The following is a 23,542-nucleotide window of genomic DNA, read 5'->3' on the forward strand; positions in this document are numbered from 1 at the left end:
TTCTTATCTTATTTGTCGCTAGAGGCTTGACGTTCATTGGACGCCAAATATTTAGGGTGAGAATAAAACGGCGCTCCTTTAATCCATAACCTCAACGCATGCCAGTAGATTCCAACCATCACTTTTACTGTTTGAATTGGTGTTCCGATCAAGCACTTCAATAAAGAACCGCTGGAAAATGGCTGTGCTTTCATAGCCATTGTGGCGTCGAAGTGTTTTTCACCTTTATGGCATTCAAGATGGATATTTAACTTGTCTGTAAGCGGTTTTATTTTCCAGCGGTACAATTGGTCTATCGGGTTGAACGGTGACACGTGGAATGCTTTGTCTTGCTCCCAACCAAAATCTTCATCCTTTGGGTCAGCCGCTATCGCGTAATAATGGCGCTCATTCCAAGGTGTATTGCTGACTTCGGCGAGAAGATATTGCCATTCACCATTTTGATCATACAGGTAGTAAAAATTCACCGGACTAAAATAAAGCCCGAGATAACGCAAATGACAGACAGCCAGCACTTTGCCGCTGCAACGTACGCCCGTAAGTTCTGCGACTTTATCTTGCACCGCTTTTTTCAAACTCCCTTCACCGAGGTAATCATCGCGTTTGAATCGAGCCCAATTCCACCAGCGAGTCCCAAAGCCCCAAACTTTTTTCTCAAGTACGCCAATTTCATCCAAATCAATCGCTGGCATAAACATTGAGTAATTCAGCTCGTGCTTAACGGGCGTAAAACGACGATGCCTTACATTGCCTATAAATAACTGGCTTTGAGGAGGGATACTCATATTACGCAGCACCTTGTTCATAAAGAGTGTCGTTTTTCTCGTTATGTTTAGCGGCAATTCCTTTCACAACATCCAAAGCACTGCGCACGCCATCTTCATGGAATCCGTTGTACCAATAAGCGCCACAAAACCACGTATGTTGAGTTCCTTGTATTTCTTCTTTGCGTTGCTGGGCAGCGATAGACTCCATCGTAAAGACAGGGTGATGGTAGGTGAACTGACGCAGAATCTTGTTCTCGTCGATATCTTCAGTACGGTTTAAGGTGACGCAGAATGTGTGTGAAGAGTCGATATGCTGCAAAATGTTCATGTTGTAAGTCAGGGACGGCAATCGTTGCTGCTCCTCTTCGCCTCCTTCCAGCCAATAGTTCCACGATGCCCATGCAGATTTTCGTTTCGGTAATACACTCGTGTCAGTGTGAAGAACCACATCATTTGCTTGGTAAGCCATATTAGACAAAATGTCGTTTTCACATGACGAGGCATCACTGAGCATCGCTAAAGCTTGGTCGCTATGGCAAGCAAAAATGACTTCATCAAACCACTCACACTGCCCATTTGCATAAATCGCTACACCTTGTTCACTGCGAACAACTTTTTCAACCGGACTATTCAATCGAATCTTGTCTGCAAATCCTTGCGTTAAAGGTGGAATATAAGCACGTGAGCCACCCTTGATAACATACCATTGCGGACGATTCGTCACGTCTAACAAACCGTGATTGAGGAAAAAGCGTAAGAAGAACATCAATGGAAAAGCGCGCATGTCAGCGAGGGAAGATGACCAAATCGCCGCGCCCATTGGCAGAATATAGTTGTCAGAAAAGAAATCACTAAACTGGTGCTCATCCAAAAATGCACCCAGCGTTTGAGAACTCGATATTTGCTCAGTAGTAGACGCTTTTGCTAGTTTATTGAAGCGTAAAATCTCAAGAATAAAGCGATAAAATTTTGGATTAAGCCAATTTCGCTTTTGTGCGAACAATGTTGTTAATGTGTGGCCATTATATTCCAAACCGTTGCCATCGTTTCTCACGCTGAAACTCATTTGCGTCGGAATACCTTCCACGCCAATTTCGTTCATCATTTTGATAAAGTTTGGATACGTACGGTCGTTGTATACAATGAACCCTGTATCAATAGCATAATCCTCATTCCCGACACGTACATCAACCGTCGCCGTATGACCACCAATATAATCGTTGGCTTCGAACAAAGTGATATCGTGTTGTTGGTGCAGATAGTACCCACATGTCAGTCCAGAAATTCCAGTGCCTACAATAGCGATTTTCATGCTTCTTCCTTTTAAGATACGAGTTTAGCCGTCAGCCTTGCTTGCCAACTGTATGGAAGCAACGAGATAAAGCGGAGAATGCCTGTGAATCTCGCCGGAAAATAAATGTGGCTTTTATTCGCCGCTAGCTGCTTTCTCAATAATTGAGACGCTTGCTTAGTTGAAATGATCATAGGCATCTCAAAGGTGTTTTTATCCGTTAGGGGCGTTTCAACAAACCCAGGAAACACAGTAATCACTTTGATGCCTTTCTTCTTAAGATCCACAGCGAGCGTGCGCGCAAAGTAGCTTACTGCCGCTTTTGACGCGCCATACGCTTCCGCTCTTGGCAGCGCGACTTCGGAGGCAATGGAGCCAACAATGACAACGCGGTGCCCTCGCTGAAAATACGGTTGGCAAGCTTCTATACAGTTAGCTACACCTACGACATTAACATTCATCACGCGCGCCATAAGTTGCGCATCTACAATGCCATCATCCATGTATTCGCAATCACCCGCGTTGAAGATCCATGTATCCGGAATCGTCTTAAGCGAAGACAGTACTCGCTTCGTCTCCTCATAATCGGTTACATCAAACTTCAGCGTTTCAATAGATGAAGAAGTTGCCGCTAGCTCGGCAAGTACAGCTTCATTGCGTCCACATGCGATGACACGCCAACCAGACTCAGCAAAATCGAAAGCCAGCTGTTTACCTATCCCCGAAGTCGCCCCCGTAATTAAAACGACACTATTCATCGCCCCAACCTTTGCTTAATGGTTTTGATGACAGAGCCAAGCAAAGGCAAATGCTCATAAAGCATTTCACCCAAATCAAAGTAATCTCGGTGATAAATGACTTGGCCATCGGAGAACTTCATGTGGGAAACACCGCTCACAGCGATTGGAGCCCCTTTGTGTAATTTCGGATGTTGAAGATCCATAGTCCAAGTCAGGAAACCCGTGTCCCCAACCTGCTGATGATCATGGATGATGAAATCACAGCGAATCACATTCGCGTACAATGACTGGAAATAATCAGAAAGAGCAGGCAGTCCTTCTAAGCGATGAGCCGAATCTTCAAACACCACATCTTGGTGATAAACGTCTTTCAGAAGATGCAGGTTCGCTTTGTTAAGCTTCTGGTAAATGTCTCCAACCGACTGTATGTCCATTCTTTCGCTCCCAAACGTCACTGATGGTTATACAAAAATATTATATGTACAAGATAGACCAATTAGAAAAAGTTGTACAAAAAAAAACTTGTATAACTTTGTTTCTGCGCTTTGATTTTTAGAAAGTAGTACGTAATCAAATTGGTGAGCGATCATCAGGCAAAAAAAAAGGCTTGGTAAAAACCAAGCCTTTTCAAAAAACTATGTAAGTCGTATTACTGGTTACGTAGCGCCGCAATACGTTTATCTAGTGGTGGGTGGCTCATCAGTAGCTCTGTTAGAGACTGCTTACCGTTGATACCGAACGCCATCATTGTGCCATCGAGTTTCGATTCTTGGCTCATCTTCAAACGCTCAAGAGCAGCAATCATTTTCTCTTTACCTACTAAACGCGCTGCACCTGCATCGGCATGGAATTCACGGTGACGGCTGTACCACATAGTGATGAAGCTTGCTAAGAAACCAAAGACAAGTTCCAACACCATAGACACACCAAAGTACACCATCATGTTCGTGCCTTGGCCTTCTTCATCGTCGTTCGATGCCACGATATTGGCGATAAAACGCGATAGGAAGATAACAAACGTGTTCACAACACCTTGCATTAGCGTCATCGTGACCATGTCGCCATTCGCAATGTGGCTCACTTCGTGCGCCAGAACGGCTTCAGCTTCATCACGCGTCATGTTGTGTAGAAGACCAGTCGATACAGCAACCAGTGAATCATCACGCTTAGCACCTGTCGCGAATGCGTTGATGTCTGCAGAATCATAAATCGCTACTGTTGGCATACCAATGCCCGCTTGTTGCGCTTGGCGGCCTACCGTCTCAAGCAACCAATGCTCTGTTTCGTTACGTGGGCTTTCAATCACCATGCCGCCAACTGAGCGTAGTGCCATGCCCTTTGACATCATTAACGAAATCAATGCGCCACCAAAGCCAAATACGGCTGCCATGACAAGTAAACCAGACAGACTGCCTGGTTGCATTCCAGTGGTCGCGTAAACAATATTCAGAACAACACTAAGAACCAGCACAACAGCTAGGTTAGTTGCTAGGAATAACATAATTCGCTTCATTACTTTTCTCCGAGGAAGCTTATCGTTTTTTTAAAACGGATTGTTATATGGAACATCTTTTAAGGGAAATCAAACGCTATAAAAGCCGATTCCACTTAGTTTCGTGCTCCGTTGCGTTATAGATATAGTCTATCCGCGATAAAAACAAGGTTAAGCAATAAATTGCAACATTTGTTTTCGAGACTGAAAAATCATAAACAAGTTACCAACCTAAAAACAGCACCTTAGGTTAAGTATAGACTTTGGTCTTATTGTGATGACAAATGAACATGCTAGATTCAAGCGAGATGAACAAAACAGAGCACGCTCTAAGAGCGTTATTGAAGCTCGAAACTTCCATGTCTTGAGGGAAATATCATGGTAGAAACTAACGACTATCAAATGGCTATCGATTTACTACGTTGTCACCTAGGGATCTCAGAGGATGAGGCCAAACAGCAACTCGGTATTTCAACCGATCATCACTTGTCTAAACGTGTTGCTGAGACACAGCAAGCGCTGATGGGACTTAGCCAAGAAAAGTAGCAGTAATCTTATTAAGCTACACCAATAGAAAGGGCTGCAAATTGCAGCCCTTTGGTTTTGAGTACGTTTACAAGAAATGCTCTTAATCGATGTTCAGTAATGGCTCAACGTTAATGTATTTACCCAACTCTTTGCGCTTCGCACTTGGAATGTAAGGGATCTCACCTAACTTCGGTGCATCAATGCGCGATTCAAGCATTTCAATAATGTCCGCGTAATGCTCTGTGCCTGGGTTAACTCGGTTCGCAATCCAACCCACTAGGTTTAGACCATCTGCTTTGATGATTTCCGCCGTTAATAAAGCGTGGCTCAAACAACCCAGTTTAATACCCACGACAAGTACCACTGGTAGCTGCTCTTGCTGTACCCAAGTAGACAAGCTGTCTGTGTCTGACACAGGAACACGCCAACCACCAGCACCTTCTACCAATACAACATCGGCTTGCTCTTTATGTTGAGCGAGCTTTTCACTCAGCAAATCGTATTCGATTTCAACCTGCTCGTGCTTGGCTGCGATGTGAGGAGAAGCTGGTAATTCCAAAGCGTATGGGTTCACATCTTCATAAGCCACTTCTAAGGTTGCGGCTTTTTGCAAGTGCAGTGCATCTGAATTGCGCCAACCTTGCTCTGTTTTTTCGCTTCCTGCAGCCACTGGTTTGTAGCCAATGGTATTTAGTCCTTTTGCTGCGAGTGCTTGCAAGACGGCTTTCGACGCCACCGTTTTGCCTACATCAGTATCCGTACCAGCAATAAAAAATGCATCAATCATAAATGTATGACTCCAAAACAAACCTGATAAGTTGCAGGTAGAAGACCTTGATCGTTTTTGAATGCTTGGTACGCGCGCTCGACTTGCAACAAAGTACGACGACTTGTTAGACCATGTGAGCGCCCGCTTACGTGATTTGCACCAATACCTTTGAGATCACGCATAACAGAAAATGCTGAGTCGTACCAAACTGTGATGGTGGTCGAGTCTAGATGATGGTTATGGCATCGAGATTGCGCTAACGCAATTTTTACCTGATTGAGAGTAATAAAGTTATTCACGTGTTGATATGTGTCAATTTTTGCCCACGAATCACGCAGTTCGCGTAGCGAGCCATCAACAAGTGTTGAGAAGCACCCTTTCCCATTAGCAGTTAATATTCGGCGAATTTCTCTCAACGGATAACTTAAATCGACACACCACTGTAGCGCGAGACTTGAAAACACATAGTCAAAACTAGCGTCCTCGAATGGCAAGCTTTCCGCGTCTGCTACCACATAACGAACATTATGGTCACCACAACGCTCGCGCGCTTTGTCCAACATTCCTTGCGAAAGATCGGCACAAACAACGCTTGCGCCTCGCTCTAGCAATAGCTGAGAAAAATATCCGGTTCCACACCCCAAGTCCAAAACGCGCTTGTTGCTAAGATCGCTTGGGAGCTTTTCCAACAAACGATGGCCAACATCTCGTTGAAATGCAGCATGTTTGTCATAGGTGTCAGCCGCTTTGCCAAAAGACGAAGCAATCGCCTCTTTGTCTTGGTGTACGTTGTCCAACACCATGTTTTCGGCATTATCCATTACAGCGCTCCTAATGCTTGTTTCAATGCGATTGAAAGCGTTTTAACTTGTTCTGTACTATGGTTCGCAGTGAGCGTGATACGAAGGCGTGAGGTACCTTTCGGAACGGTTGGTGGACGAATCGCGGTGACCCATATGCCATTTTGTCGACAAGCGTTCGCAACCTGCAAAGCAAGTTCTGATTCGCCAATCACAAATGGCTTGATCGGGGTATCTGTTTCAACAAAGCCATCCAGATCGCTTAGATTCGTTTGATAAACCTCATTTAGCTCCACCAGCTTTTCGCGTCGCCAAGACTGCTCTTGAATCATAGAAACCGCATGTGTCAACGCGTAGGCCTGCGCAGGTGGCATTGCTGTTGAATACACATGGTGACGAGCAAACTGGGTCAAAAAGTCACCCGTTGCTTGATCACACAAAATCGCCGCGCCGGACATGCCAAACGCTTTACCGAAGGTCACGACTAAAATCTCTGGTTTGACATTAGCAAGTTCACAAGAGCCTCCACCCGATTCGCCGAGCACGCCAATACCGTGAGCGTCATCCACTGCTAACCATGCTTTACGTAAGCGAGCTACTTCCGCAATGTCTTTCAACGGCGCGCAATCGCCGTCCATACTGAAGACACCTTCAGTCACGACCAGATGATTGCCTTCGTTAGTAAACAGCGTTTCTAAATGCTTAATGTCATTGTGCTTAAAACGCTTCATTTTCGCCGTTGACAGTGCGCCGGCTTCCATCAAAGATGCGTGGTTTAATCGGTCTTGAATCAATACGTCTGATTTTTCTAGCAGAGTAAAAAGCAACGCTTGATTAGCACTGAAACCAGAGCCAAATAATATCGCCCTCTCGAAGCCCAACCATTCAGTTAACGCCGTTTCTAAGTTGCTGTGCGCAGCACTGAAGCCAGTGACCATGGGTGATGCCCCACTGCCACTACCATAAACGCTCAGACCTTGCTGCCAAGCACGTACAAGCGCTTGGTCATTGGCTAAGCCCAAATAATCGTTGCTTGAGAAGTTGATGTAGCGTCTGCCATCATGTTCTAAAATCGATTGGTTTCCGGCGAATACCACATTCATTGAACGATTCAGCCCTTGCGCTTTACGAGCAGAAAGAGCAGATTCGATTCGAGATTTAAAGGCTGGCATCGTAGAAAAGATCGTCTTTAGTTGGACGTGCAGCAACGCGCTCTACCACGCGATCCAGCAATTCGTTTTCTTCGATTTCATCAGGTTTTTGAGACACTTCTTGGCTGTTAATGCCCAGCTTCTTAAACAGCATCATGTCTTTGTCTTCAGAAGGGTTTGGGGTCGTTAGAAGTTTGCAGCCATAGAATACTGAGTTTGCACCTGCCATAAAACACAGCGCTTGCATCTGTTCGTTCATGTTTTCGCGACCAGCAGACAAACGCACAGCCGATTGAGGCATCATGATTCGTGCGATCGCAATCAGGCGGATAAAGTCGAATGGCTCAACATCGTCCACAGTCTCCAGCGGTGTGCCCTTCACTTTTACCAGCATATTGATTGGTACGCTCTCAGGGTGTGTAGGAAGGTTCGCCAATTCAACCAGCAAACCTGCACGATCGTTGGCACTTTCACCCATGCCGATGATACCGCCAGAACAAATCTTCATACCTGCATCACGAACGTGAGACAGCGTATCCAAACGGTCTTGGTAAGTACGAGTGGTAATGATGTTGCCGTAAAATTCAGGCGACGTATCGAGGTTGTGGTTATAGTAATCCAGACCTGCGTTTGCCAGCTGCTTCGCCTGCTCTGGCGTTAACATACCTAACGTCATACAGGTTTCCAAACCCATGTCTTTTACGCCTTTGATCATATCGGTCAAATGCGGCATGTCGCGCTCTTTCGGGTTCTTCCACGCAGCGCCCATACAGAATCGCGTCGAACCTGCATTTTTCGCTTTTTGAGCAGCGTCGAGTACACGTTCGACTTCCATCAGACGCTCTTTTTCGATGTCTGTGGTGTAACGAGCGCTCTGAGGACAGTACTTACAATCTTCTGGACAAGCACCCGTCTTAATCGACAGAAGCGTGCTTACTTGAACATGGTTGGTTTGTTGGTATTGACGATGAACAAGCTGCGCTTCAAATAGGAGATCCATGAATGGCTTTTCCATGAGATCGCGCACTTCAGCATGCGTCCAGTTATGACGAACTTCCACGTGTATTCCTTTAATCACTTTTTTGTTGTGTTGACAGTCTACTTAGTCTCGATAAACTGTCAACACAACAAGAAACAACAAAGTTTACATTGGTTTATTTTTTAACCTTAGCAACTATTGGAATAGAACATGGATCTCGCCTTCGACCGCCATCACATCTGGCATCCTTACACTTCAACGTTGACACCTCTGACCTGCTACCCAGTGGCCTCAGCAAATGGTGTACATATTAAATTGGAAGATGGGACAGAGCTTGTCGATGGCATGTCTTCTTGGTGGTCGACTATCCACGGCTATAACCATCCCCACCTAAATCAAGCGGCTCACCAGCAAATCGATCAAGTGTCACATGTCATGTTTGGCGGGATTACCCACCAGCCTGCAATTAGTTTGTGTAAGAAGTTGCTGTCCCTCGCACCAAATAACCTTGAGCATGTATTCCTTGCCGATTCAGGTTCCGTTGCCGTAGAAGTTAGCCTAAAAATGGCTCTGCAATATTGGCATGCGAAGGGCGAACGCCGACCGAAGTTTCTGACTTTGCGCCACGGTTATCACGGTGACACCTTTGCAGCCATGTCGGTTACCGATCCAGATAACTCAATGCACTCTCTCTACAAAGGCTTTTTACCTGAGCATATCTTTGCCCAGTCACCTACTTGTGGTTATTGGGATGAGTGGAAGCCAGAAGACCTTGCTGACTTTGAACACAAGATTGACTCGCACCATCAAGAGCTTGCAGCGGTGATCCTAGAGCCTATCGTTCAAGGTGCGGGCGGCATGCGTATCTACCATCCAGAATTTCTCAAAGGCGTTCGTAGGCTTTGTGATAAATATGACTTGTTATTGATTGCGGATGAAATCGCAACAGGGTTTGGACGCACTGGCAAATTGTTTGCCTGCGAACATGCAGATATTCAACCAGACATTCTGTGCGTCGGCAAAGCACTCACTGGCGGCTACATGACCCTTTCAGCGACGCTGGCGAGTAAACATGTCGCTGACACGGTTTGTGGTGGTGACGCAGGTTGTTTCATGCACGGACCAACCTTTATGGGTAATCCCCTCGCCTGCGCTGTAGCAACGGCGAGTTTAGAATTGATCGAACAAGGTGACTGGCAGCAGCAAACCCAGCAAATCGAAATGCTGTTTTCTGAATTACTGCCAAAACTTGAAGAATACGACTTGGTGAAGAATACCCGTTGGTTGGGTGCCATTGGCGTCGTAGAAACGCATCGCCCAGTGAATATGGAAACCATCCAAGCACTGTTTGTTGAGCACGGTATTTGGATTCGTCCATTTGGCAAACTGATTTATATGATGCCGCCATTCATCAGCAAACCAGAAGATATTGAAAAGTTAATTAATGCGATTGATGCAGCGTTGCAACGTAAAGACTGCTTCGCTTCATAGTTCAACTCAACACGAAAACGGTTTGAGTATGAGACTCAAACCGTCTCTTTATTTACAAGAACAGCAAAGCTATCGAAGTTGACTGTCTTTACTCGCTCGTCGATTAAATAATGCTTGGCGTTGAGACACCAATTCGATTGTTGACTGACATTCGATACAAAGACGAACACCTTTCATTGCAACTCGACGCGCTTCAGGTATCTCGTCTCCACATTCATCACAATAGTGAGCACTTACGCCCCCTTTAATATTGCCACGAACACGGGAAATCTCGTCGTCGATGGTATTTTGAATTTGTTGGCTAACGCTATCGTCACTTGCCCACCCTACGGCCATAAGCCCTCCTCGTTACTTGAATGAGAAAATCTACTTACCGTGGTAAGGGGGATGATTATATCGATTACAAATAACAAGATAATTAGGGTGAATTAGAAAACACTATTGCAGCTTAGTAATAATCAATTTTCACTCGACGCAGATAACAAAAAACCCAGCGCTGAGGCTGGGTTTTGGTGTTCTAGTGGCTAATGAATTAACCGATGTGCGTTGCGCCGCCCATGTACTTCTGAAGTACTGCAGGGATTGCAATGCGACCATCTGCTTCTTGGTTGTTTTCTAGGATAGCAACCATGGTACGACCAACTGCTAGACCAGAACCGTTTAGCGTGTGTACAAGCTCAGGTTTCTTCTCACCTTTACGACGGAAACGCGCTTGCATACGACGAGCTTGGAAGTCCCACATGTTAGAACATGAAGAGATTTCACGGTAAGTTTCTTGAGCAGGAACCCAAACTTCTAGGTCGTAAGTTTTACGAGCGCCGAAGCCCATGTCGCCTGTACATAGAACGACTTTACGGTAAGGAAGTTCAAGAAGTTGTAGAACTTTCTCAGCGTGACCTGTTAGCTCTTCTAGCGCGTTCATTGAATCTTCTGGCTTCGTGATTTGTACTAGCTCAACTTTGTCGAACTGGTGCATACGAATCAGACCACGAGTATCACGACCGTATGAACCCGCTTCTGAACGGAAACATGGCGTGTGTGCTGTCATCTTGATAGGTAGATCCGCTTCGTCAGTGATAGTGTCACGAACTAGGTTCGTTACTGGTACTTCTGCTGTAGGGATTAGAGACAGTTTACGTGGCTCTTCGTCGTTTACTTTTTCCGCTAGAGGCTCAGTGTGGAAAAGATCTTTACCGAACTTAGGAAGCTGACCAGTACCGAATAGGCTGTCAGAGTTCACTAGGTAAGGTACGTACATCTCTGTGTAGCCATGTTCTTCTGTATGAAGATCTAGCATGAACTGAGCAATTGCACGGTGTAGACGAGCAAATTGACCTTTCATCACGATGAAACGTGCGCCAGTGATCTTAACTGCACTTGCGAAGTCTAGACCGCCACCCATTTCGCCTAGGTCAACGTGGTCTTTCAAATCGAAGTCGTAAGTCTTAGGCTCACCCCAACGAGAGATTTCAACGTTGTCATTTTCGTCTTTGCCATCTGGCACTTCATCTGCTGGGATGTTTGGTACAGAAAGCGTGAATTCGTCTAGCTGAGCCATTACTTGCTCAAGTTCAACTTTCTTCGCGTCAAGATCGCTACCTAGAGTACCGATTTGTTTCTTGATCTCTTCTGCGCCTTCTTTGTCGCCAGCCGCCATTTTTTGGCCGATTTGCTTGGAGATGGAGTTACGCGTGGATTGTAAATTTTCTACTTCTACTTGAATGGACTTACGTTGTTCTTCAAGTTTACGAATAGTCTCTACGTCTAGCTTAAAGCCACGACGCGCCAGTTTAGCAGCTGTTTCATCCAGCTCTGTACGAAGTAATTTAGAATCCAGCATTGTTAATCCTATGCTTTTTGTTGTGAAATCACGCGCACTTTCCAAGCGTACGCGTTAAAAAAATTTACTGAACAAATGTATCCAAAAACGCCTACTTTTCATAGCGCTTTTGTTGGCTATTTGCATCTAATTTAGCCAAGTAATCTAACTTTTCGCCGATTTTGGTTTCTAGACCGCGATTTGTCGGCTGATAGTACTTACGATCCGCCATTTCTGGTGGCAAATATTGCTCACCCGCTGCATAAGCACCCGGCTCGTCGTGAGCATATCGATATTCTGCGCCATAGCCCATGTCTTTCATCAGACTGGTGGGTGCATTACGCAAGTGATGCGGCACTTCATATTCAGGCAAGTTATGTGCGTCAGTGAGCGCTTGTTTCCAAGCAACATAAACGGCATTACTCTTTGGAGCGCACGCGAGATAAACAATTGCTTGAGCAATCGCACGCTCACCCTCTGCTGGACCAACGCGTGTAAAACAGTCCCACGCGGAGAGTGCAACTTGCATGGCTCTAGGGTCCGCATTGCCGACATCTTCCGATGCTATCGCAAGTAATCGACGGGCAATGTAAAGTGGATCACAACCTGCAGCTATCATACGAGCAGCCCAATACAAAGCGGCATCTGGGTTTGATCCACGAATAGATTTGTGCACAGCGGAGATCAAATCGTACCAAATGTCGCCTTTATTATCGAAGCGAGAGACTTTCTCCCCGGCTACTTCAGCAAGCAGTTTGAGTGTTATCTCTTTTTCACCCTGCGCATTGTCCTCTGCCATATCGTAGAGAAGTTCAAGGTAGTTAAGCGACATGCGAGCATCGCCGTTCACCAACTCGGCTAGACGGTCTAACACATTATCAGCAAAGTTCGCTGGCGTATCGCCCAGGCCTCGTTCTTTGTCGTTAATCGCTTGATTTAGTGCGAGTGAGATCTCTTCTTTATCCAGTGAAGTCAGCTTGTAGACTCGAGCACGAGACAACAATGCGTTATTCAGTTCGAAAGATGGGTTCTCTGTCGTTGCGCCAATAAACGTGACGGTTCCATCTTCAATATGTGGTAAGAAAGCATCTTGTTGCGATTTATTGAAGCGATGAACCTCATCCACAAACAAGATGGTGCGGCGACCCGCCATTTTGTTCTCGCGCGCTTTTTCGATTGCAGCACGAATCTCTTTCACACCGGACGTCACCGCAGACACGCGTTCAACTTCCGCATTGGCGTAATTAGCAGCGACTTCCGCTAACGTGGTTTTACCTGTACCAGGAGGCCCCCAAAGGATCATTGAGTGGACATGGCCAGCCTCTAACGCGCGACGCAGGGGTTTACCCGGGCCAAGAATGTGTTGCTGACCGATGTACTGCTCAATAGTTTGCGGTCTCATACGAGCAGCAAGGGGACGAAAATCTTCGTCCCCCGAGAAATCTAATGTGTAATTACTCACTACCTATTAATTCCTTTGATCGTCCACTTCCACGCCTTTTGGAACTGTGAACGTAAATCTGTCTGCTTTTGGTTTGCCAAGCTTAACATTACTGAATGTAAAGAGCCCTTTCTGACCATCTTGCTCGATGACGTTAAAGCCTTTCACTACGCCTTTCGCGTCAATATTGATCTGGAACTGACCTTGAGTAGAGTCTACTGCAGTTGGGATAAGCGTAAATTCATTCCCTTTCTGGGAGATCTTATAATTATCCCAATCACTTGCTCTGTTGCGAGTTAAGAGCACAAATGGTGTTTGCTCGGTCGCTTGCTCTTGCCAGTAAATGCTGACTTGCTCAATAAACGGGCTGTAGTACCACAAAGTTTTACCGTCTGAAACCAGCAAGTTCTCATCTGGGAATGTCGTGCTCCAACGGAACAGGCTTGGACGAGCGATTTCAACCGTGCCTTCCCCTTCCATGACCGTTTCCCCTTCAGGGCTGATCACTTGCTGAGAGAAATCGGCACTGAAGCCCTCATTCATCGCGAGGCGTTTGTTCAGTTCATCTTTTGGAGAGGCTGCATTTGCAGCAGAGAAGAAAGAAATGCTTAAAACTAGCGCTGAGAAAAGTTTCGCTGAAAATCGTTTTTTCATTCAGATACCTATCAGAGGGTCAAAGACCTAAAGTTACTCACCTCAGTTGGACTAAGGTGAGTAAAACAAGTTCATTAATCTTTTGGTGGCGCAGGAGCCAAGACTTCACGGTTACCATTGTGACCCGGCGCACTCACGATGCCTTGAGCCTCAAGCTGCTCGACAATTCGTGCGGCACGGTTATAACCGATTTTGAATCGACGCTGCACGCCAGAAACCGAACCACGGCGCGACTGAACCACGTGCTCAACCACCTGATCAAACAATGGATCCATCTCTTCATCTGATTCCATTTGTTCGCCCGGAAGCAAACTTTCTGGGCCTTGGTCACCACTGATGATTTCATCGATGTAGTTTGGCTTACCACGCGCCTTCCAGTTGTTCACCACAGCATGTACATCATCATCCGATGCAAATGCGCCGTGAACACGAATCGTATGGCTAGAACCTGGAGGCAAGTACAGCATGTCACCCATACCAAGTAGCGATTCCGCGCCGCCTTGGTCAAGGATAGTACGCGAGTCCGTCTTCGTTGATACAGTAAACGCCACGCGTGTTGGAATGTTTGCTTTAATCAGACCTGTAATAACGTCAACCGATGGACGCTGAGTTGCAAGAATCAAGTGAATACCAGCCGCACGCGCTTTCTGAGCCAAACGAGCAATCAGTTCTTCAACCTTTTTACCCACAACCATCATAAGGTCGGCAAATTCGTCAACAACAACGACGATGTATGGCAATTTCTCAAGCAACGGCGGTTCTGTATCCATACTGTCGCCTTCTTGCCAGAATGGATCGTGAATTGGGTGGCCGGCTTCAGCTGCCATCTTCAACTTCTCGTTAAAGCCTTTCACGTTACGTACACCCAGTGCCGACATCAGTTTGTAACGGCGTTCCATTTCACCCACACACCAACGTAGAGCATTGGATGCGTCTTTCATATCAGTAACAACTTCGGCAAGAAGATGAGGGATACCTTCGTAAATAGAAAGCTCCAACATTTTCGGGTCGATCATAATGAAGCGTAGATCTTCTGGAGAAGCTTTGTAGAGCATACTCAAGATCATGACGTTTACACCGACCGACTTACCTGAACCTGTCGTACCCGCAACAAGTACGTGAGGCATTTTAGCGATGTCAGCAATGACAGCTTCACCCGCGATATCTTGACCAAGTACCACCGTCGTTGGCGATTTAGCTTGCTCAAATTGAGGGCTGCTGATGACGTCTGATAGATAAACCGTCTGACGACTCATGTTTGGCAACTCAAGACCGACATAAGGTTTGCCTGGAATCACCTCTACAACACGTACCGCCATCGCCGATAGAGCACGCGCCAAGTCCATAGACAGACCAGAAATTCGACTTACTTTCACACCTGGCGCCAAATCGAGCTCGAATCGAGTGATGACTGGGCCTGGGTAAATGCCGACCACGTCAGCTTTAATTTTGTAGTCTGCAAGCTTGCTTTCGACTAAACGCGCGACTTGCTCAAGCGCTTCACGATCGATGAAGTTTTCACGTTTTTCCGGATGGTAAAGCAATTCAAGTGTTGGCAGCGGCTCTTCTGGCACTGGTAAATTCTGCTCTTGCTTCATCAAGAATGGGTTTTGCGTCGCGGCAACTTTTGCTTGCGCGCTGGATACCATGCTTTGGAATGCGGCAACATCTTGATCGCCATCTTGCACTTCCTCAACCTCAACTTCTTGTGGCGCTGGTTCAAACACTACACTCGGCTCAGGTGCCTGTTCTGGTTGAATTTGAGAAACCGATTGTGGTTTAACTATAGGTTGAGGCTCTGGTGAACGCGACTGAGGTTGAGGAGCAACATATGCCTCCTCTTCATCTACTACATCAAAATCAGAGATGGTTGGTTCAATATGTTCACTTGGCTCAGCGTGGTCGGTAATGTCATCAAGCGCACGAGTGTCAATAACAGGCTCTTCGTGTGGCGTTGGTTCCACATGGCGTTGCTGTTCTTGCTGAGCAGCAAACTGTTCATACTCTTCATAGCTTGATTCTCGTTGAGGCGTATCGTGTTCAACAACCTCTTCATGCTTGGCTTGCACCTGTTCTTGATAGACTGCGTTTGTATCCGCATAAGATTGGCTTGTTTGTTCTTCTGACGCCCAATCATCTGCTTGCTGCGCTGCAGCTTCCAACTCTTCGATGGTTACATTCAGCTGCTTGGTACGCTCAACCATTGGATCCACGTTATCTGTGCTGACCGCTTTAAGTTGTGGTTCTGGTTCAACATACGTTGGCGTCGCATTTACTGCCGCAACTCGTTGAGTTTGGGGCTCTGGCGTCGGTTTTACCGTAGACGTTTCTGATTTGGCTTGCGGCATATATATAGGATATTCGTGTACTGCCGCTTTCTCTTTTGGCTCTTCAACTTCGTAAGCCGTTAAGTGAGGAAGCGTCTCGTCGTCTTGTTGATCGTCTTCAACGTGTTTTGTTGATACTTTATCCTCAACAAACTCATCAAGCTGAGGCTCTAGCGTCTCTTGTTCTGAACCTCTGAACTTATTCGCGATGGCAGCCAATACCGCTAACGAGCGATCACCAAGCCATTCGACGATGTTCAGCCAAGAAATCCCCGTAAACAGAGTAAAACCAGCCCCCCACAGAAATAGAAGGACGAGTGTTGTACCCAGTACATTCAACGTCGGCAAAGCAAGGCTTGATAGAACATCGCCTACTACACCGCCCGATGAGAAGTACCAAATATCATCGAAGTTAATATCGGCAAGGCCGCAACTGGTCATGATAAGAACAGTTAGGCCCAGTAAACGGGTTCCCCACAGCATAAAATCAATTGGCTCATCTTCCCCTCGCTTACGACAAATCACCCACGCAGCGGCAGCCAGTAGGAAAGGAATCGGATAGGCGAGAGAGCCAAAAGTGAAAAATAGAGTGTCGGCAAGCCATGCGCCAAACAGGCCACCAGCGTTATCGATCTCCCCACCCCATGCAGTTTGGGACCAAGATGGATCAGCTGGACTAAAGGTAAATAGTGCTACAGCGAGCAATACCGAGCTAAGAACGCCAACGATAAAGCAGCACTCTTTTAAGCGTTGGAAGCCATTTAAGCGTGAAGACTGAGGCTCTTCACTGGTTTTAATGATGGTTTCGACTTTCTTTGCGTTCTCTTTGAACATAAATCAACTTGAATATGGAAATGAAATAGGAATTTGCAAAACATTCCGAGCGGCATCAAGCCGCTCGGTAAATTGATTTAACCATATCAAAGAGAAAAACCCAATTACTCTATGGCGAAAGCGGAAGCATATACCGCTTTCTTTGCAAGAAATTAACGAGTTTTAATCACAAGCTGGTTAGATTGTTTCACTTCTTCCATAACTACGTAGGTGCGAGTGTCATTTACGCCAGGTAGACGTAGTAACGTATCGCCAAGTAGTCGACGGTAAGCACCCATATCAGATACACGGGTCTTCAGAAGATAGTCAAAGTCACCTGAAACTAGATGACACTCTTGAATGTCGTCTAGCTTTTGAACAGCTGAGTTAAACTGTTCAAACACATCTGGCGCACCACGGTTTAACGTAATCTCAACGAATACCAGTAGTGATGCATCTAGGAACTGCGGATTAAGTAGCGCAGTATATCCTGTGATGTAGCCTTGACGCTCTAAGCGACGCACACGCTCCAAACATGGCGTTGGAGAAAGTCCTACACGTTTTGAAAGCTCAACGTTTGAAATACGACCGTCTTTCTGCAGTTCATTAAGAATGTTGCGGTCGATACGGTCTAGTTCCTTGGACGGCTTTTTATAGTTGTCTGCCATTTTTTATTCCACCTTATTACTTCCTTGCAAAAAAATATACTACAACTTTTTAATATTTGGTGCCAAATTTTACAAACCTATAACTATACTAGTTACAAATTCGACAATAACACCCTACAAATAGTTTTTACAACCATTATAGAAAGAGGATACAGGATGATCATTGGCGTACCTAAGGAAATCAAGAACCACGAATACCGTGTGGGTATGATCCCTGCTAGCGTGAGAGAACTCATCTCACATGGCCACCAAGTTTTAGTTGAGACCAATGCAGGTGCCGGCATTGGTTTTTCAGACGATGATTACATCGCCGTCGGCGCATCCATTCTCCCTCATGCTACAGACGTTTTCGCGCAAGCAGACATGATAGTAAAAGTAAAAGAACCCCAAGCAGTTGAGAGAGCAATGCTCCGCGAAGGGCAAATTTTATTTACTTATTTACACCTAGCACCAGATTTTCCACAAACTGATGAGCTAATCAAGAGCAAAGCTGTCTGTATAGCCTATGAGACTGTAACAGATAATATGGGTCGTTTGCCACTGTTAGCACCAATGTCAGAAGTGGCAGGTCGGATGTCTATCCAAGCGGGTGCGCAAACGTTAGAAAAATCACACGGTGGTCGTGGTTTACTTCTTGGCGGCGTACCTGGTGTTGAGCCTGCTAAAGTCGTTATCGTTGGTGGTGGTGTCGTTGGTGCAAACGCAGCTCGTATGGCTGTTGGCCTTCGCGCAGACGTAACAATTCTTGACCGCAACGTAGACACTCTGCGTAAACTGGATGAAGAATTCCAAGGCCAAGCGAAAGTCATTTATTCTACAGAAGACGCTATCGAGAAGCATGTTCTAGAAGCAGACCTTGTTATTGGTGCAGTTCTAATCCCGGGCGCGGCAGCTCCGAAACTGGTAACAAAAGAGCATATTGCTAAGATGAAGCCAGGCGCAGCAATCGTTGACGTAGCTATCGACCAAGGTGGTTGCTTCGAAACGTCTCACGCGACAACACACGCCGAGCCTACTTACGTGGTTGATGATGTCGTTCACTACTGTGTAGCAAACATGCCTGGTGCAGTTGCACGTACTTCAACTTTCGCATTGAATAATGCCACTCTCCCTTACATTGTGAAACTTGCAAACAAAGGCTATCAACAAGCTCTTCTGGAAGACAAAGGCTTCCTAGAAGGTCTAAACGTGATTCACGGTAAAGTCACTTGTAAAGAAGTCGCAGAAAGCTTTGACCTTGAATATGTAGATCCTGAACAAGCTATCGCCATGTTCAACTAACAACAAAATTAAGCAATTTTGTCACGTTTTGTTTACAAAAGCCCGCAGTAAAGTGGGCTTTTTCATATAGTCGATTTAGATATAAAAAATAACTAATTCTTATATGCACAAATTAAAATATTTCTCGGCGTGACTGATTTAGGGCAAAACTCTGCCAATCTAACACGATAACCACGTTCTTCAAGATAAAGCACTTTGTCTAATGCGAGCCAGATCTCCAAAGGTCGCTGAAAAACCAGTTGCACTAAGCTCATCCTTTCCATATGCCAAAAACGTTTTATTGCCCGCTTTTCAAACTCGGCAAAGTCAATCGCTTGGTTAATCTCGATACCTTTTTCTTTCGCAGCCCAGAGACACAATGCCTCAAAACCATCACTTAACTGTGATTTTCGAATGCTTGGCACGGGTTGATACTCATCGACTCCCAAAATCTCACGAGTCAGTAAATCAAAGCCAAGCCTGAAGACCATCTCTTGTTGACGATGACGACGCACACGTTCACCGCCTGTCACCGTCTGTTGCAGTGGAATGCGCAGTTCATGCTTAGACAAAATGAGTTCAGACGCTCGTACTGATTGGGATAATGCCTGGTACGTCTCGCTTTGAATCAAATGATAACAGCAAGGTGAAATCGTCATCGCCGCGATGCCAGCTTCAGTTCCATATTCCATCAACCGAACATGAAGGTCACCACAAGCATGCAGTGCGACAGCATGTTGCGTGGGTTTGAATACTGCCTTGTTTTGAGGATCAAACGCGTCACCTTGGATAAAGGTCATTTTCCAATGATGTTCATTCGCGGCTTGTTGGCCGGAGTCGCATAACGCTTGTTGATATTCAAAACTGGTCACTGGTTGATCGGTTTGCGTGGTTAAGATCCGACCTAAGTATCCTTTACCCGAGCACCACTCTAACCATTCCTCACCTTGATGAGATTGAATCGCTGCCTCCCCCATCGCTGTGATCTGTTCTAGCTTGCGCCCTGGGATTCCACTGTCTAACCCTCTTTCCAGCGCTAGGCCATCTAATGCCATCGACTCTAACTGTGTATGCCTAAGTAAGGATGGTAAATCTGGCAAAAACACACTGATTTCAGCCAACGCAAGGTCTGGGTCAGCTTTGAGAGTTTCTATTTGAGAGGGAGAAAGCGATTCTAACCATTGGCAAAGCTGAGGGTGTGTTTCCTGCCAAGGTAATGATGGTTGAATGCTACTTTGAAATGGCTCGAATCGCCATAATGGTTGATTCTCAATTAAGCAGTCATTAATAAATTGAAATTGCGTTTGCATAGCCCCCCCCTACAATTTGGGATGGATTGTAGGGGGAATCATCACTTGAATGAAGTGTTATCTTACCGGAAGCTCGATGTCTTTAAACATCTCTTCAATTTCAGCATTCGACTTAAGAGAAATCGCCTGTTCTACAACAGGGCGCGTTAAGTGCGGTGCGAAACGCTCCATAAAGTCAAACATGTAAGAACGCAGGAACGTGCCACGGCGGAAACCAATACTGGTTGTACTTGCACCAAACAAATGGCTCGCATCAATAGCAACCAAATCGCGGTCTTGCTCTTCATCGACGGCCATGCTCGCAATCACACCAACACCGATACCCATGCGCACATACGTTTTGATCACATCCGCATCGGTTGCAGTGAACACGACTCGCGGCGTCAAACCTTCACGGTTGAAGGCCGTATCTAACTCAGAGCGACCAGTAAATCCAAACACATAAGTCACCAAAGGATAAGCTGCTAAATCGTGAATAGTAACTAAGTCTTTCTTCGCCAACGGATGATCTTTTGGCACCACAATCGAGCGATTCCAGTGGTAACAAGGCAACATGATAGCATCTTGGTAAAGATGGAGAGCTTCTGTCGCAATCGCAAAGTTGGCTGTACCTTTTGCAATCGCTTCAGACATTTGAGAAGGCGTACCTTGATGCATGTGCAAAGACACTTTAGGGTAACGTGCCGTAAAACCTTTGATGACATCGGGCAATGCATAGCGCGCTTGAGTATGGGTTGTTGAAATATTTAACGTGCCCATTTCAGGGTGAGTATGCTCGCCCGCTACCGCTTTGATACTCTCAACCCGAGCAAGGATTTCTTGGGAAATACGTACTATCTCTTCACCTGCTGGTGTCACTTGCGTTAAATGTTTACCACTTCGTTCGAAGATCTGGATTCCCAGCTCATCCTCTAGTAAACGAACCTGCTTACTAATACCAGGCTGAGAGGTGTATAAACTCTCTGCCGTCGCAGAAACGTTTAGGTTATGGTTCACAACCTCAACAATGTACTTCAGCTGCTGCAGTTTCATCGTAATCCCTTACTCATTCACGAGATAATAATGTCATAACTAAATTGACCGCTCTTACGAGCGATATAATGATTAGTTATAACGCGATCACAACGAAATGAACAGTAATTTCTAACATATAGCTGATAACCTTAAGCAAAGAAACAATATGCACAATGTTGAGCTTATAAAAACATCGATTTTAGTGATGTTGGTTCTATCAGTAACGAAAACGTGGGTGAGGCAAAATAATCAAACAAATAAGGTGCCGAGTAAGATAAGATTCATGTATTCTTGAACGCTAGCCGTAGAAAAGTAAAAGCAGACGCAAAGATATGAATATTGGTTTAATAATCGCTTTGGTAGCCATCCTACTGGTATTAATCCTAGGCTATAACATCATGTTGCAATACAAGGTTAAAGTTGAAACCGCCAAAAGGCAGGAATCGGCACGCTATGTTGCACTTATTGATGGCACTGAAGAACTGATTGGTCACGCACACCATATTCCTTTTAGTAAGGAGCTTCTGCTGTGCCTAAACAATCGTATTCTTGATGCACTAGAAAGCATGCATGAGCTTGACCCGAAAAATAAGCAACTCACTCAACGCATAGAGAATATGAAGCAACAAATCGGACAGCTAAAAGAAAACGGTCCGACTGGTGAAAGTACCTCTTTCAAAATGCCAAGCAGCGATAAGCAAGCCATCGTGATGCTTAAGCTGGTTAAGCGCCTGCGTGACACCGTTCGAAACGAGCACAACAAAGGCCGATTAGACACCCAGACTTACGTAACCGAAAATGCGCGTTTGGAAACGATGCAAATTCGCATCAACATCGAAAACGTGATTAAGCGAGCGAACGATTCCATTGCTCGCGGCCAACCGGGCACTGCGCTACAACTGCTTCGCAAAGGTATCGATGCGCTGAGTACAAAAAGCGATCCGTACTCCATCCAAGCAAAACAAAAGCTTGAAGAGATGCTTGGCGACTTAGACAAAAAACGCCAAGACAAAAGCGATGCAGAAATGCAGCAAATGGCAGACAAAGAGCGTGACAACGACATGGAAGCACTCTTCGGCGAGAAGAAAAAGTGGTAATATTCCCACCAGCTTTTCGCCCTATTCCGATTAAAGGCTGCGTTTGCAGCCTTTTTTCTATCCAGATTTCCGTTTTACTTATGCTCTGGATGAACCAAATTTGAACGTAACGTACTAAAAATAAAATGATTAATCTCGACGCCTATCAAGATCTTCTTGCTCCTATCAAGCAATTTCTGCAATGCAGCACACCCAACGAATGGGTTGAAGAAGCAAAGAAACCAGAAAACTTGCAAACCATTTTATTGGATCACTTACTGTGCGAGCTAAAAGCAGGTCAGTCAGCCATGTTCTTGATCCGCAAATACGCAGTAGATAAAGACAGTTCACATGCCTTACTTGACTGGTTCAAACCGTATGAAGATTTCGCTTACCGAAAAATCGGCTCATTAGAGACATTAAAAGGTAAGAGCAATATTTCGAAAGCCATCATGGCAAAATCGAATTCGCCGTATAGCCAAGATCTGATCGATAAAATGGTTCTCTTGATCAAAGAAGAATTACATCACTTCTATCAAGTACTGGAAATCATGGAGAGCCGTGGCGTGGAATACAAAAACATTCCCGCAAGCCGCTACGCAAAAACGCTGATTTCACACATGAAGACTCATGAGCCCGAGACGCTTATCGATAAGCTCATTATCGGCGCTTACATCGAAGCTCGCTCATGTGAACGTTTCGCCAAACTTGCGCCGCACATGGATGAAGACATTGCGAAGTTTTATGTTTCCCTACTCCGCTCTGAAGCACGCCATTATCAAGACTACCTTGTACTGGCTGAGCAGATTGCAGGCAAAGATATTAGCGAGCGTATTGCATACTTCGGCCGTATCGAAGCTGAGCTGATTTCAACCCCCGACGAAGACTTCAAGTTCCACAGTGGCATACCTGCATAGCCGCGCTAAACCGTCACAAAAAAGCCAGATGTGAGTCTGGCTTTTTTGTTTTACATCTCACCATTTCAACGTACCCCTCCGTCTGTATAAACCGCGCCTGTAACTTCATTTTGTTTACAACTCAGTTAGAACCAAGGTCACAAGTAGCGAACTATTTTCATCGAACCATAGGCTGTCATCCATCTTTAACGCTCGAGTAACATTTATAAATAAGAATGATTGCTCTAACACAAAT

At 45.6% G+C, this 23,542-nt stretch carries 22 protein-coding genes; 5 read left to right on the forward strand and 17 right to left on the reverse strand.

Translation table 11 applies throughout. The annotated features are described in order from the left end of the window. Positions 1-8: 8 nt before the first annotated feature. The 5 genes from BIW15_RS15895 to htpX form a co-directional block, all read right to left on the reverse strand. A complete protein-coding gene (locus tag BIW15_RS15895; RefSeq protein ID WP_179115292.1) occupies positions 9-785 on the reverse strand; it encodes a DUF1365 domain-containing protein in 777 nt (258 codons plus the stop codon). 1 nt (position 786) lies between these two features. Next, positions 787-2,079 carry an NAD(P)/FAD-dependent oxidoreductase gene (locus BIW15_RS15900; RefSeq protein WP_025570964.1) on the reverse strand — a complete coding sequence of 431 codons (1,293 nt, stop codon included), beginning with the start codon at positions 2,077-2,079 and terminating at the stop codon, positions 787-789. An 11-nt stretch (positions 2,080-2,090) separates the two neighbouring features. Continuing rightward, positions 2,091-2,816, reverse strand: coding sequence for an SDR family oxidoreductase (locus tag BIW15_RS15905; RefSeq protein WP_025556010.1), 726 nt, complete (start codon positions 2,814-2,816; stop codon positions 2,091-2,093). Continuing rightward, the gene (locus tag BIW15_RS15910; RefSeq protein ID WP_005495742.1) at positions 2,813-3,232 is read right to left on the reverse strand and encodes a nuclear transport factor 2 family protein; all 420 of its coding nucleotides are present in this window, start codon (positions 3,230-3,232) and stop codon (positions 2,813-2,815) included. The genes BIW15_RS15905 and BIW15_RS15910 overlap by 4 nt, the downstream gene beginning before the upstream one ends. 215 nt (positions 3,233-3,447) lie before the next feature. Continuing rightward, on the reverse strand, positions 3,448-4,311 hold the full coding sequence (htpX, locus tag BIW15_RS15915; RefSeq protein ID WP_005459987.1) for a protease HtpX: 864 nt from the start codon (positions 4,309-4,311) through the stop codon (positions 3,448-3,450). A 357-nt stretch (positions 4,312-4,668) separates the two neighbouring features. Here htpX and BIW15_RS15920 point away from each other — a divergent pair, with 357 nt between their 5' ends. Continuing rightward, positions 4,669-4,836 carry a hypothetical protein gene (locus BIW15_RS15920; RefSeq protein WP_005459995.1) on the forward strand — a complete coding sequence of 56 codons (168 nt, stop codon included), beginning with the start codon at positions 4,669-4,671 and terminating at the stop codon, positions 4,834-4,836. 82 nt (positions 4,837-4,918) lie between these two features. On the opposite strand, the gene bioD is transcribed toward BIW15_RS15920, so the two are convergent. The 4 genes from bioD to bioB are packed head-to-tail and all read right to left on the reverse strand — an operon-like array spanning position 4,919 to position 8,598. Continuing rightward, positions 4,919-5,605, reverse strand: coding sequence for a dethiobiotin synthase (gene bioD, locus BIW15_RS15925; RefSeq protein WP_005460040.1), 687 nt, complete (start codon positions 5,603-5,605; stop codon positions 4,919-4,921). Beyond that, complete coding sequence (gene bioC, locus BIW15_RS15930) at positions 5,602-6,408, reverse strand: malonyl-ACP O-methyltransferase BioC (protein WP_077281280.1); 807 nt, start codon at positions 6,406-6,408, stop codon at positions 5,602-5,604. The genes bioD and bioC overlap by 4 nt, the downstream gene beginning before the upstream one ends. Beyond that, positions 6,408-7,559, reverse strand: coding sequence for an 8-amino-7-oxononanoate synthase (gene bioF, locus BIW15_RS15935; RefSeq protein WP_031812361.1), 1,152 nt, complete (start codon positions 7,557-7,559; stop codon positions 6,408-6,410). Before bioF ends, bioC begins: the two co-directional genes overlap by 1 nt. Continuing rightward, complete coding sequence (bioB, locus tag BIW15_RS15940; RefSeq protein WP_077281282.1) at positions 7,546-8,598, reverse strand: biotin synthase BioB; 1,053 nt, start codon at positions 8,596-8,598, stop codon at positions 7,546-7,548. Before bioB ends, bioF begins: the two co-directional genes overlap by 14 nt. Before the next feature lie 129 nt (positions 8,599-8,727). Here bioB and bioA point away from each other — a divergent pair, with 129 nt between their 5' ends. After that, positions 8,728-10,008 (forward strand): adenosylmethionine--8-amino-7-oxononanoate transaminase, encoded by a 1,281-nt coding sequence (gene bioA, locus BIW15_RS15945; RefSeq protein WP_077281283.1) that lies wholly within the window; start codon positions 8,728-8,730, stop codon positions 10,006-10,008. A 69-nt stretch (positions 10,009-10,077) separates the two neighbouring features. On the opposite strand, the gene BIW15_RS15950 is transcribed toward bioA, so the two are convergent. The 6 genes from BIW15_RS15950 to lrp form a co-directional block, all read right to left on the reverse strand. Next, positions 10,078-10,344 carry a DksA/TraR family C4-type zinc finger protein gene (locus BIW15_RS15950; protein WP_077281284.1) on the reverse strand — a complete coding sequence of 89 codons (267 nt, stop codon included), beginning with the start codon at positions 10,342-10,344 and terminating at the stop codon, positions 10,078-10,080. A gap of 196 nt (positions 10,345-10,540) precedes the next feature. Continuing rightward, entirely contained in the window at positions 10,541-11,848 is a 1,308-nt protein-coding gene (gene serS, locus BIW15_RS15955) for a serine--tRNA ligase (RefSeq protein WP_005495761.1), read from the reverse strand. A gap of 91 nt (positions 11,849-11,939) precedes the next feature. Further along, entirely contained in the window at positions 11,940-13,229 is a 1,290-nt protein-coding gene (locus tag BIW15_RS15960; protein ID WP_021447448.1) for a replication-associated recombination protein A, read from the reverse strand. A 66-nt stretch (positions 13,230-13,295) separates the two neighbouring features. Then, the gene (lolA, locus tag BIW15_RS15965; RefSeq protein ID WP_005460060.1) at positions 13,296-13,922 is read right to left on the reverse strand and encodes an outer membrane lipoprotein chaperone LolA; all 627 of its coding nucleotides are present in this window, start codon (positions 13,920-13,922) and stop codon (positions 13,296-13,298) included. 74 nt (positions 13,923-13,996) lie between these two features. Next, a complete protein-coding gene (locus BIW15_RS15970; protein WP_077281285.1) occupies positions 13,997-17,083 on the reverse strand; it encodes a DNA translocase FtsK in 3,087 nt (1,028 codons plus the stop codon). Between the two features lie 152 nt (positions 17,084-17,235). Further along, a complete protein-coding gene (lrp, locus tag BIW15_RS15975) occupies positions 17,236-17,730 on the reverse strand; it encodes a leucine-responsive transcriptional regulator Lrp (RefSeq protein ID WP_005378234.1) in 495 nt (164 codons plus the stop codon). Between the two features lie 156 nt (positions 17,731-17,886). On the opposite strand from lrp, the gene ald reads away from it, so the two are divergent. Next, complete coding sequence (ald, locus tag BIW15_RS15980; RefSeq protein WP_077281286.1) at positions 17,887-19,011, forward strand: alanine dehydrogenase; 1,125 nt, start codon at positions 17,887-17,889, stop codon at positions 19,009-19,011. A gap of 92 nt (positions 19,012-19,103) precedes the next feature. On the opposite strand, the gene BIW15_RS15985 is transcribed toward ald, so the two are convergent. Beyond that, complete coding sequence (locus tag BIW15_RS15985) at positions 19,104-20,300, reverse strand: methyltransferase (RefSeq protein ID WP_025518570.1); 1,197 nt, start codon at positions 20,298-20,300, stop codon at positions 19,104-19,106. Between the two features lie 57 nt (positions 20,301-20,357). After that, positions 20,358-21,332: an HTH-type transcriptional regulator CysB gene (gene cysB, locus BIW15_RS15990; RefSeq protein WP_005459882.1), complete on the reverse strand. Its 975-nt coding sequence runs from the start codon at positions 21,330-21,332 to the stop codon at positions 20,358-20,360. 314 nt (positions 21,333-21,646) lie between these two features. Between cysB and BIW15_RS15995 the strand changes: the two genes are divergently transcribed. Together BIW15_RS15995 and BIW15_RS16000 are read left to right on the forward strand one after the other, a co-directional pair. Continuing rightward, on the forward strand, positions 21,647-22,411 hold the full coding sequence (locus BIW15_RS15995) for a hypothetical protein (RefSeq protein WP_005459911.1): 765 nt from the start codon (positions 21,647-21,649) through the stop codon (positions 22,409-22,411). Positions 22,412-22,536: 125 nt separating this feature from the next. After that, positions 22,537-23,307: a tRNA isopentenyl-2-thiomethyl-A-37 hydroxylase MiaE gene (locus BIW15_RS16000; protein ID WP_025571265.1), complete on the forward strand. Its 771-nt coding sequence runs from the start codon at positions 22,537-22,539 to the stop codon at positions 23,305-23,307. The last annotated feature ends 235 nt before the right edge of the window (positions 23,308-23,542 follow it).

The sequence above is a fragment of the Vibrio sp. SALL6 genome, assembly GCF_002002385.1.
GTDB classification, from domain to species: domain Bacteria; phylum Pseudomonadota; class Gammaproteobacteria; order Enterobacterales; family Vibrionaceae; genus Vibrio; species Vibrio parahaemolyticus.

Coding starts and splice junctions, on each gene's coding strand:
- BIW15_RS15910 (WP_005495742.1), bottom strand. CDS start 3,232: ATGGACATACAGTCGGTTGGAGACATTTACCAGAAGCTTAACAAAGCG.
- bioC (WP_077281280.1), bottom strand. CDS start 6,408: ATGGATAATGCCGAAAACATGGTGTTGGACAACGTACACCAAGACAAA.
- BIW15_RS15920 (WP_005459995.1), top strand. CDS start 4,669: ATGGTAGAAACTAACGACTATCAAATGGCTATCGATTTACTACGTTGT.
- cysB (WP_005459882.1), bottom strand. CDS start 21,332: ATGAAACTGCAGCAGCTGAAGTACATTGTTGAGGTTGTGAACCATAAC.
- serS (WP_005495761.1), bottom strand. CDS start 11,848: ATGCTGGATTCTAAATTACTTCGTACAGAGCTGGATGAAACAGCTGCT.
- bioA (WP_077281283.1), top strand. CDS start 8,728: ATGGATCTCGCCTTCGACCGCCATCACATCTGGCATCCTTACACTTCA.
- BIW15_RS15970 (WP_077281285.1), bottom strand. CDS start 17,083: ATGTTCAAAGAGAACGCAAAGAAAGTCGAAACCATCATTAAAACCAGT.
- BIW15_RS15895 (WP_179115292.1), bottom strand. CDS start 785: ATGAGTATCCCTCCTCAAAGCCAGTTATTTATAGGCAATGTAAGGCAT.
- lolA (WP_005460060.1), bottom strand. CDS start 13,922: ATGAAAAAACGATTTTCAGCGAAACTTTTCTCAGCGCTAGTTTTAAGC.
- BIW15_RS15950 (WP_077281284.1), bottom strand. CDS start 10,344: ATGGCCGTAGGGTGGGCAAGTGACGATAGCGTTAGCCAACAAATTCAA.
- bioF (WP_031812361.1), bottom strand. CDS start 7,559: ATGCCAGCCTTTAAATCTCGAATCGAATCTGCTCTTTCTGCTCGTAAA.
- BIW15_RS15995 (WP_005459911.1), top strand. CDS start 21,647: ATGAATATTGGTTTAATAATCGCTTTGGTAGCCATCCTACTGGTATTA.
- bioD (WP_005460040.1), bottom strand. CDS start 5,605: ATGATTGATGCATTTTTTATTGCTGGTACGGATACTGATGTAGGCAAA.
- ald (WP_077281286.1), top strand. CDS start 17,887: ATGATCATTGGCGTACCTAAGGAAATCAAGAACCACGAATACCGTGTG.
- lrp (WP_005378234.1), bottom strand. CDS start 17,730: ATGGCAGACAACTATAAAAAGCCGTCCAAGGAACTAGACCGTATCGAC.
- BIW15_RS15985 (WP_025518570.1), bottom strand. CDS start 20,300: ATGCAAACGCAATTTCAATTTATTAATGACTGCTTAATTGAGAATCAA.
- htpX (WP_005459987.1), bottom strand. CDS start 4,311: ATGAAGCGAATTATGTTATTCCTAGCAACTAACCTAGCTGTTGTGCTG.
- BIW15_RS15905 (WP_025556010.1), bottom strand. CDS start 2,816: ATGAATAGTGTCGTTTTAATTACGGGGGCGACTTCGGGGATAGGTAAA.
- BIW15_RS16000 (WP_025571265.1), top strand. CDS start 22,537: ATGATTAATCTCGACGCCTATCAAGATCTTCTTGCTCCTATCAAGCAA.
- BIW15_RS15900 (WP_025570964.1), bottom strand. CDS start 2,079: ATGAAAATCGCTATTGTAGGCACTGGAATTTCTGGACTGACATGTGGG.
- BIW15_RS15960 (WP_021447448.1), bottom strand. CDS start 13,229: ATGAGACCGCAAACTATTGAGCAGTACATCGGTCAGCAACACATTCTT.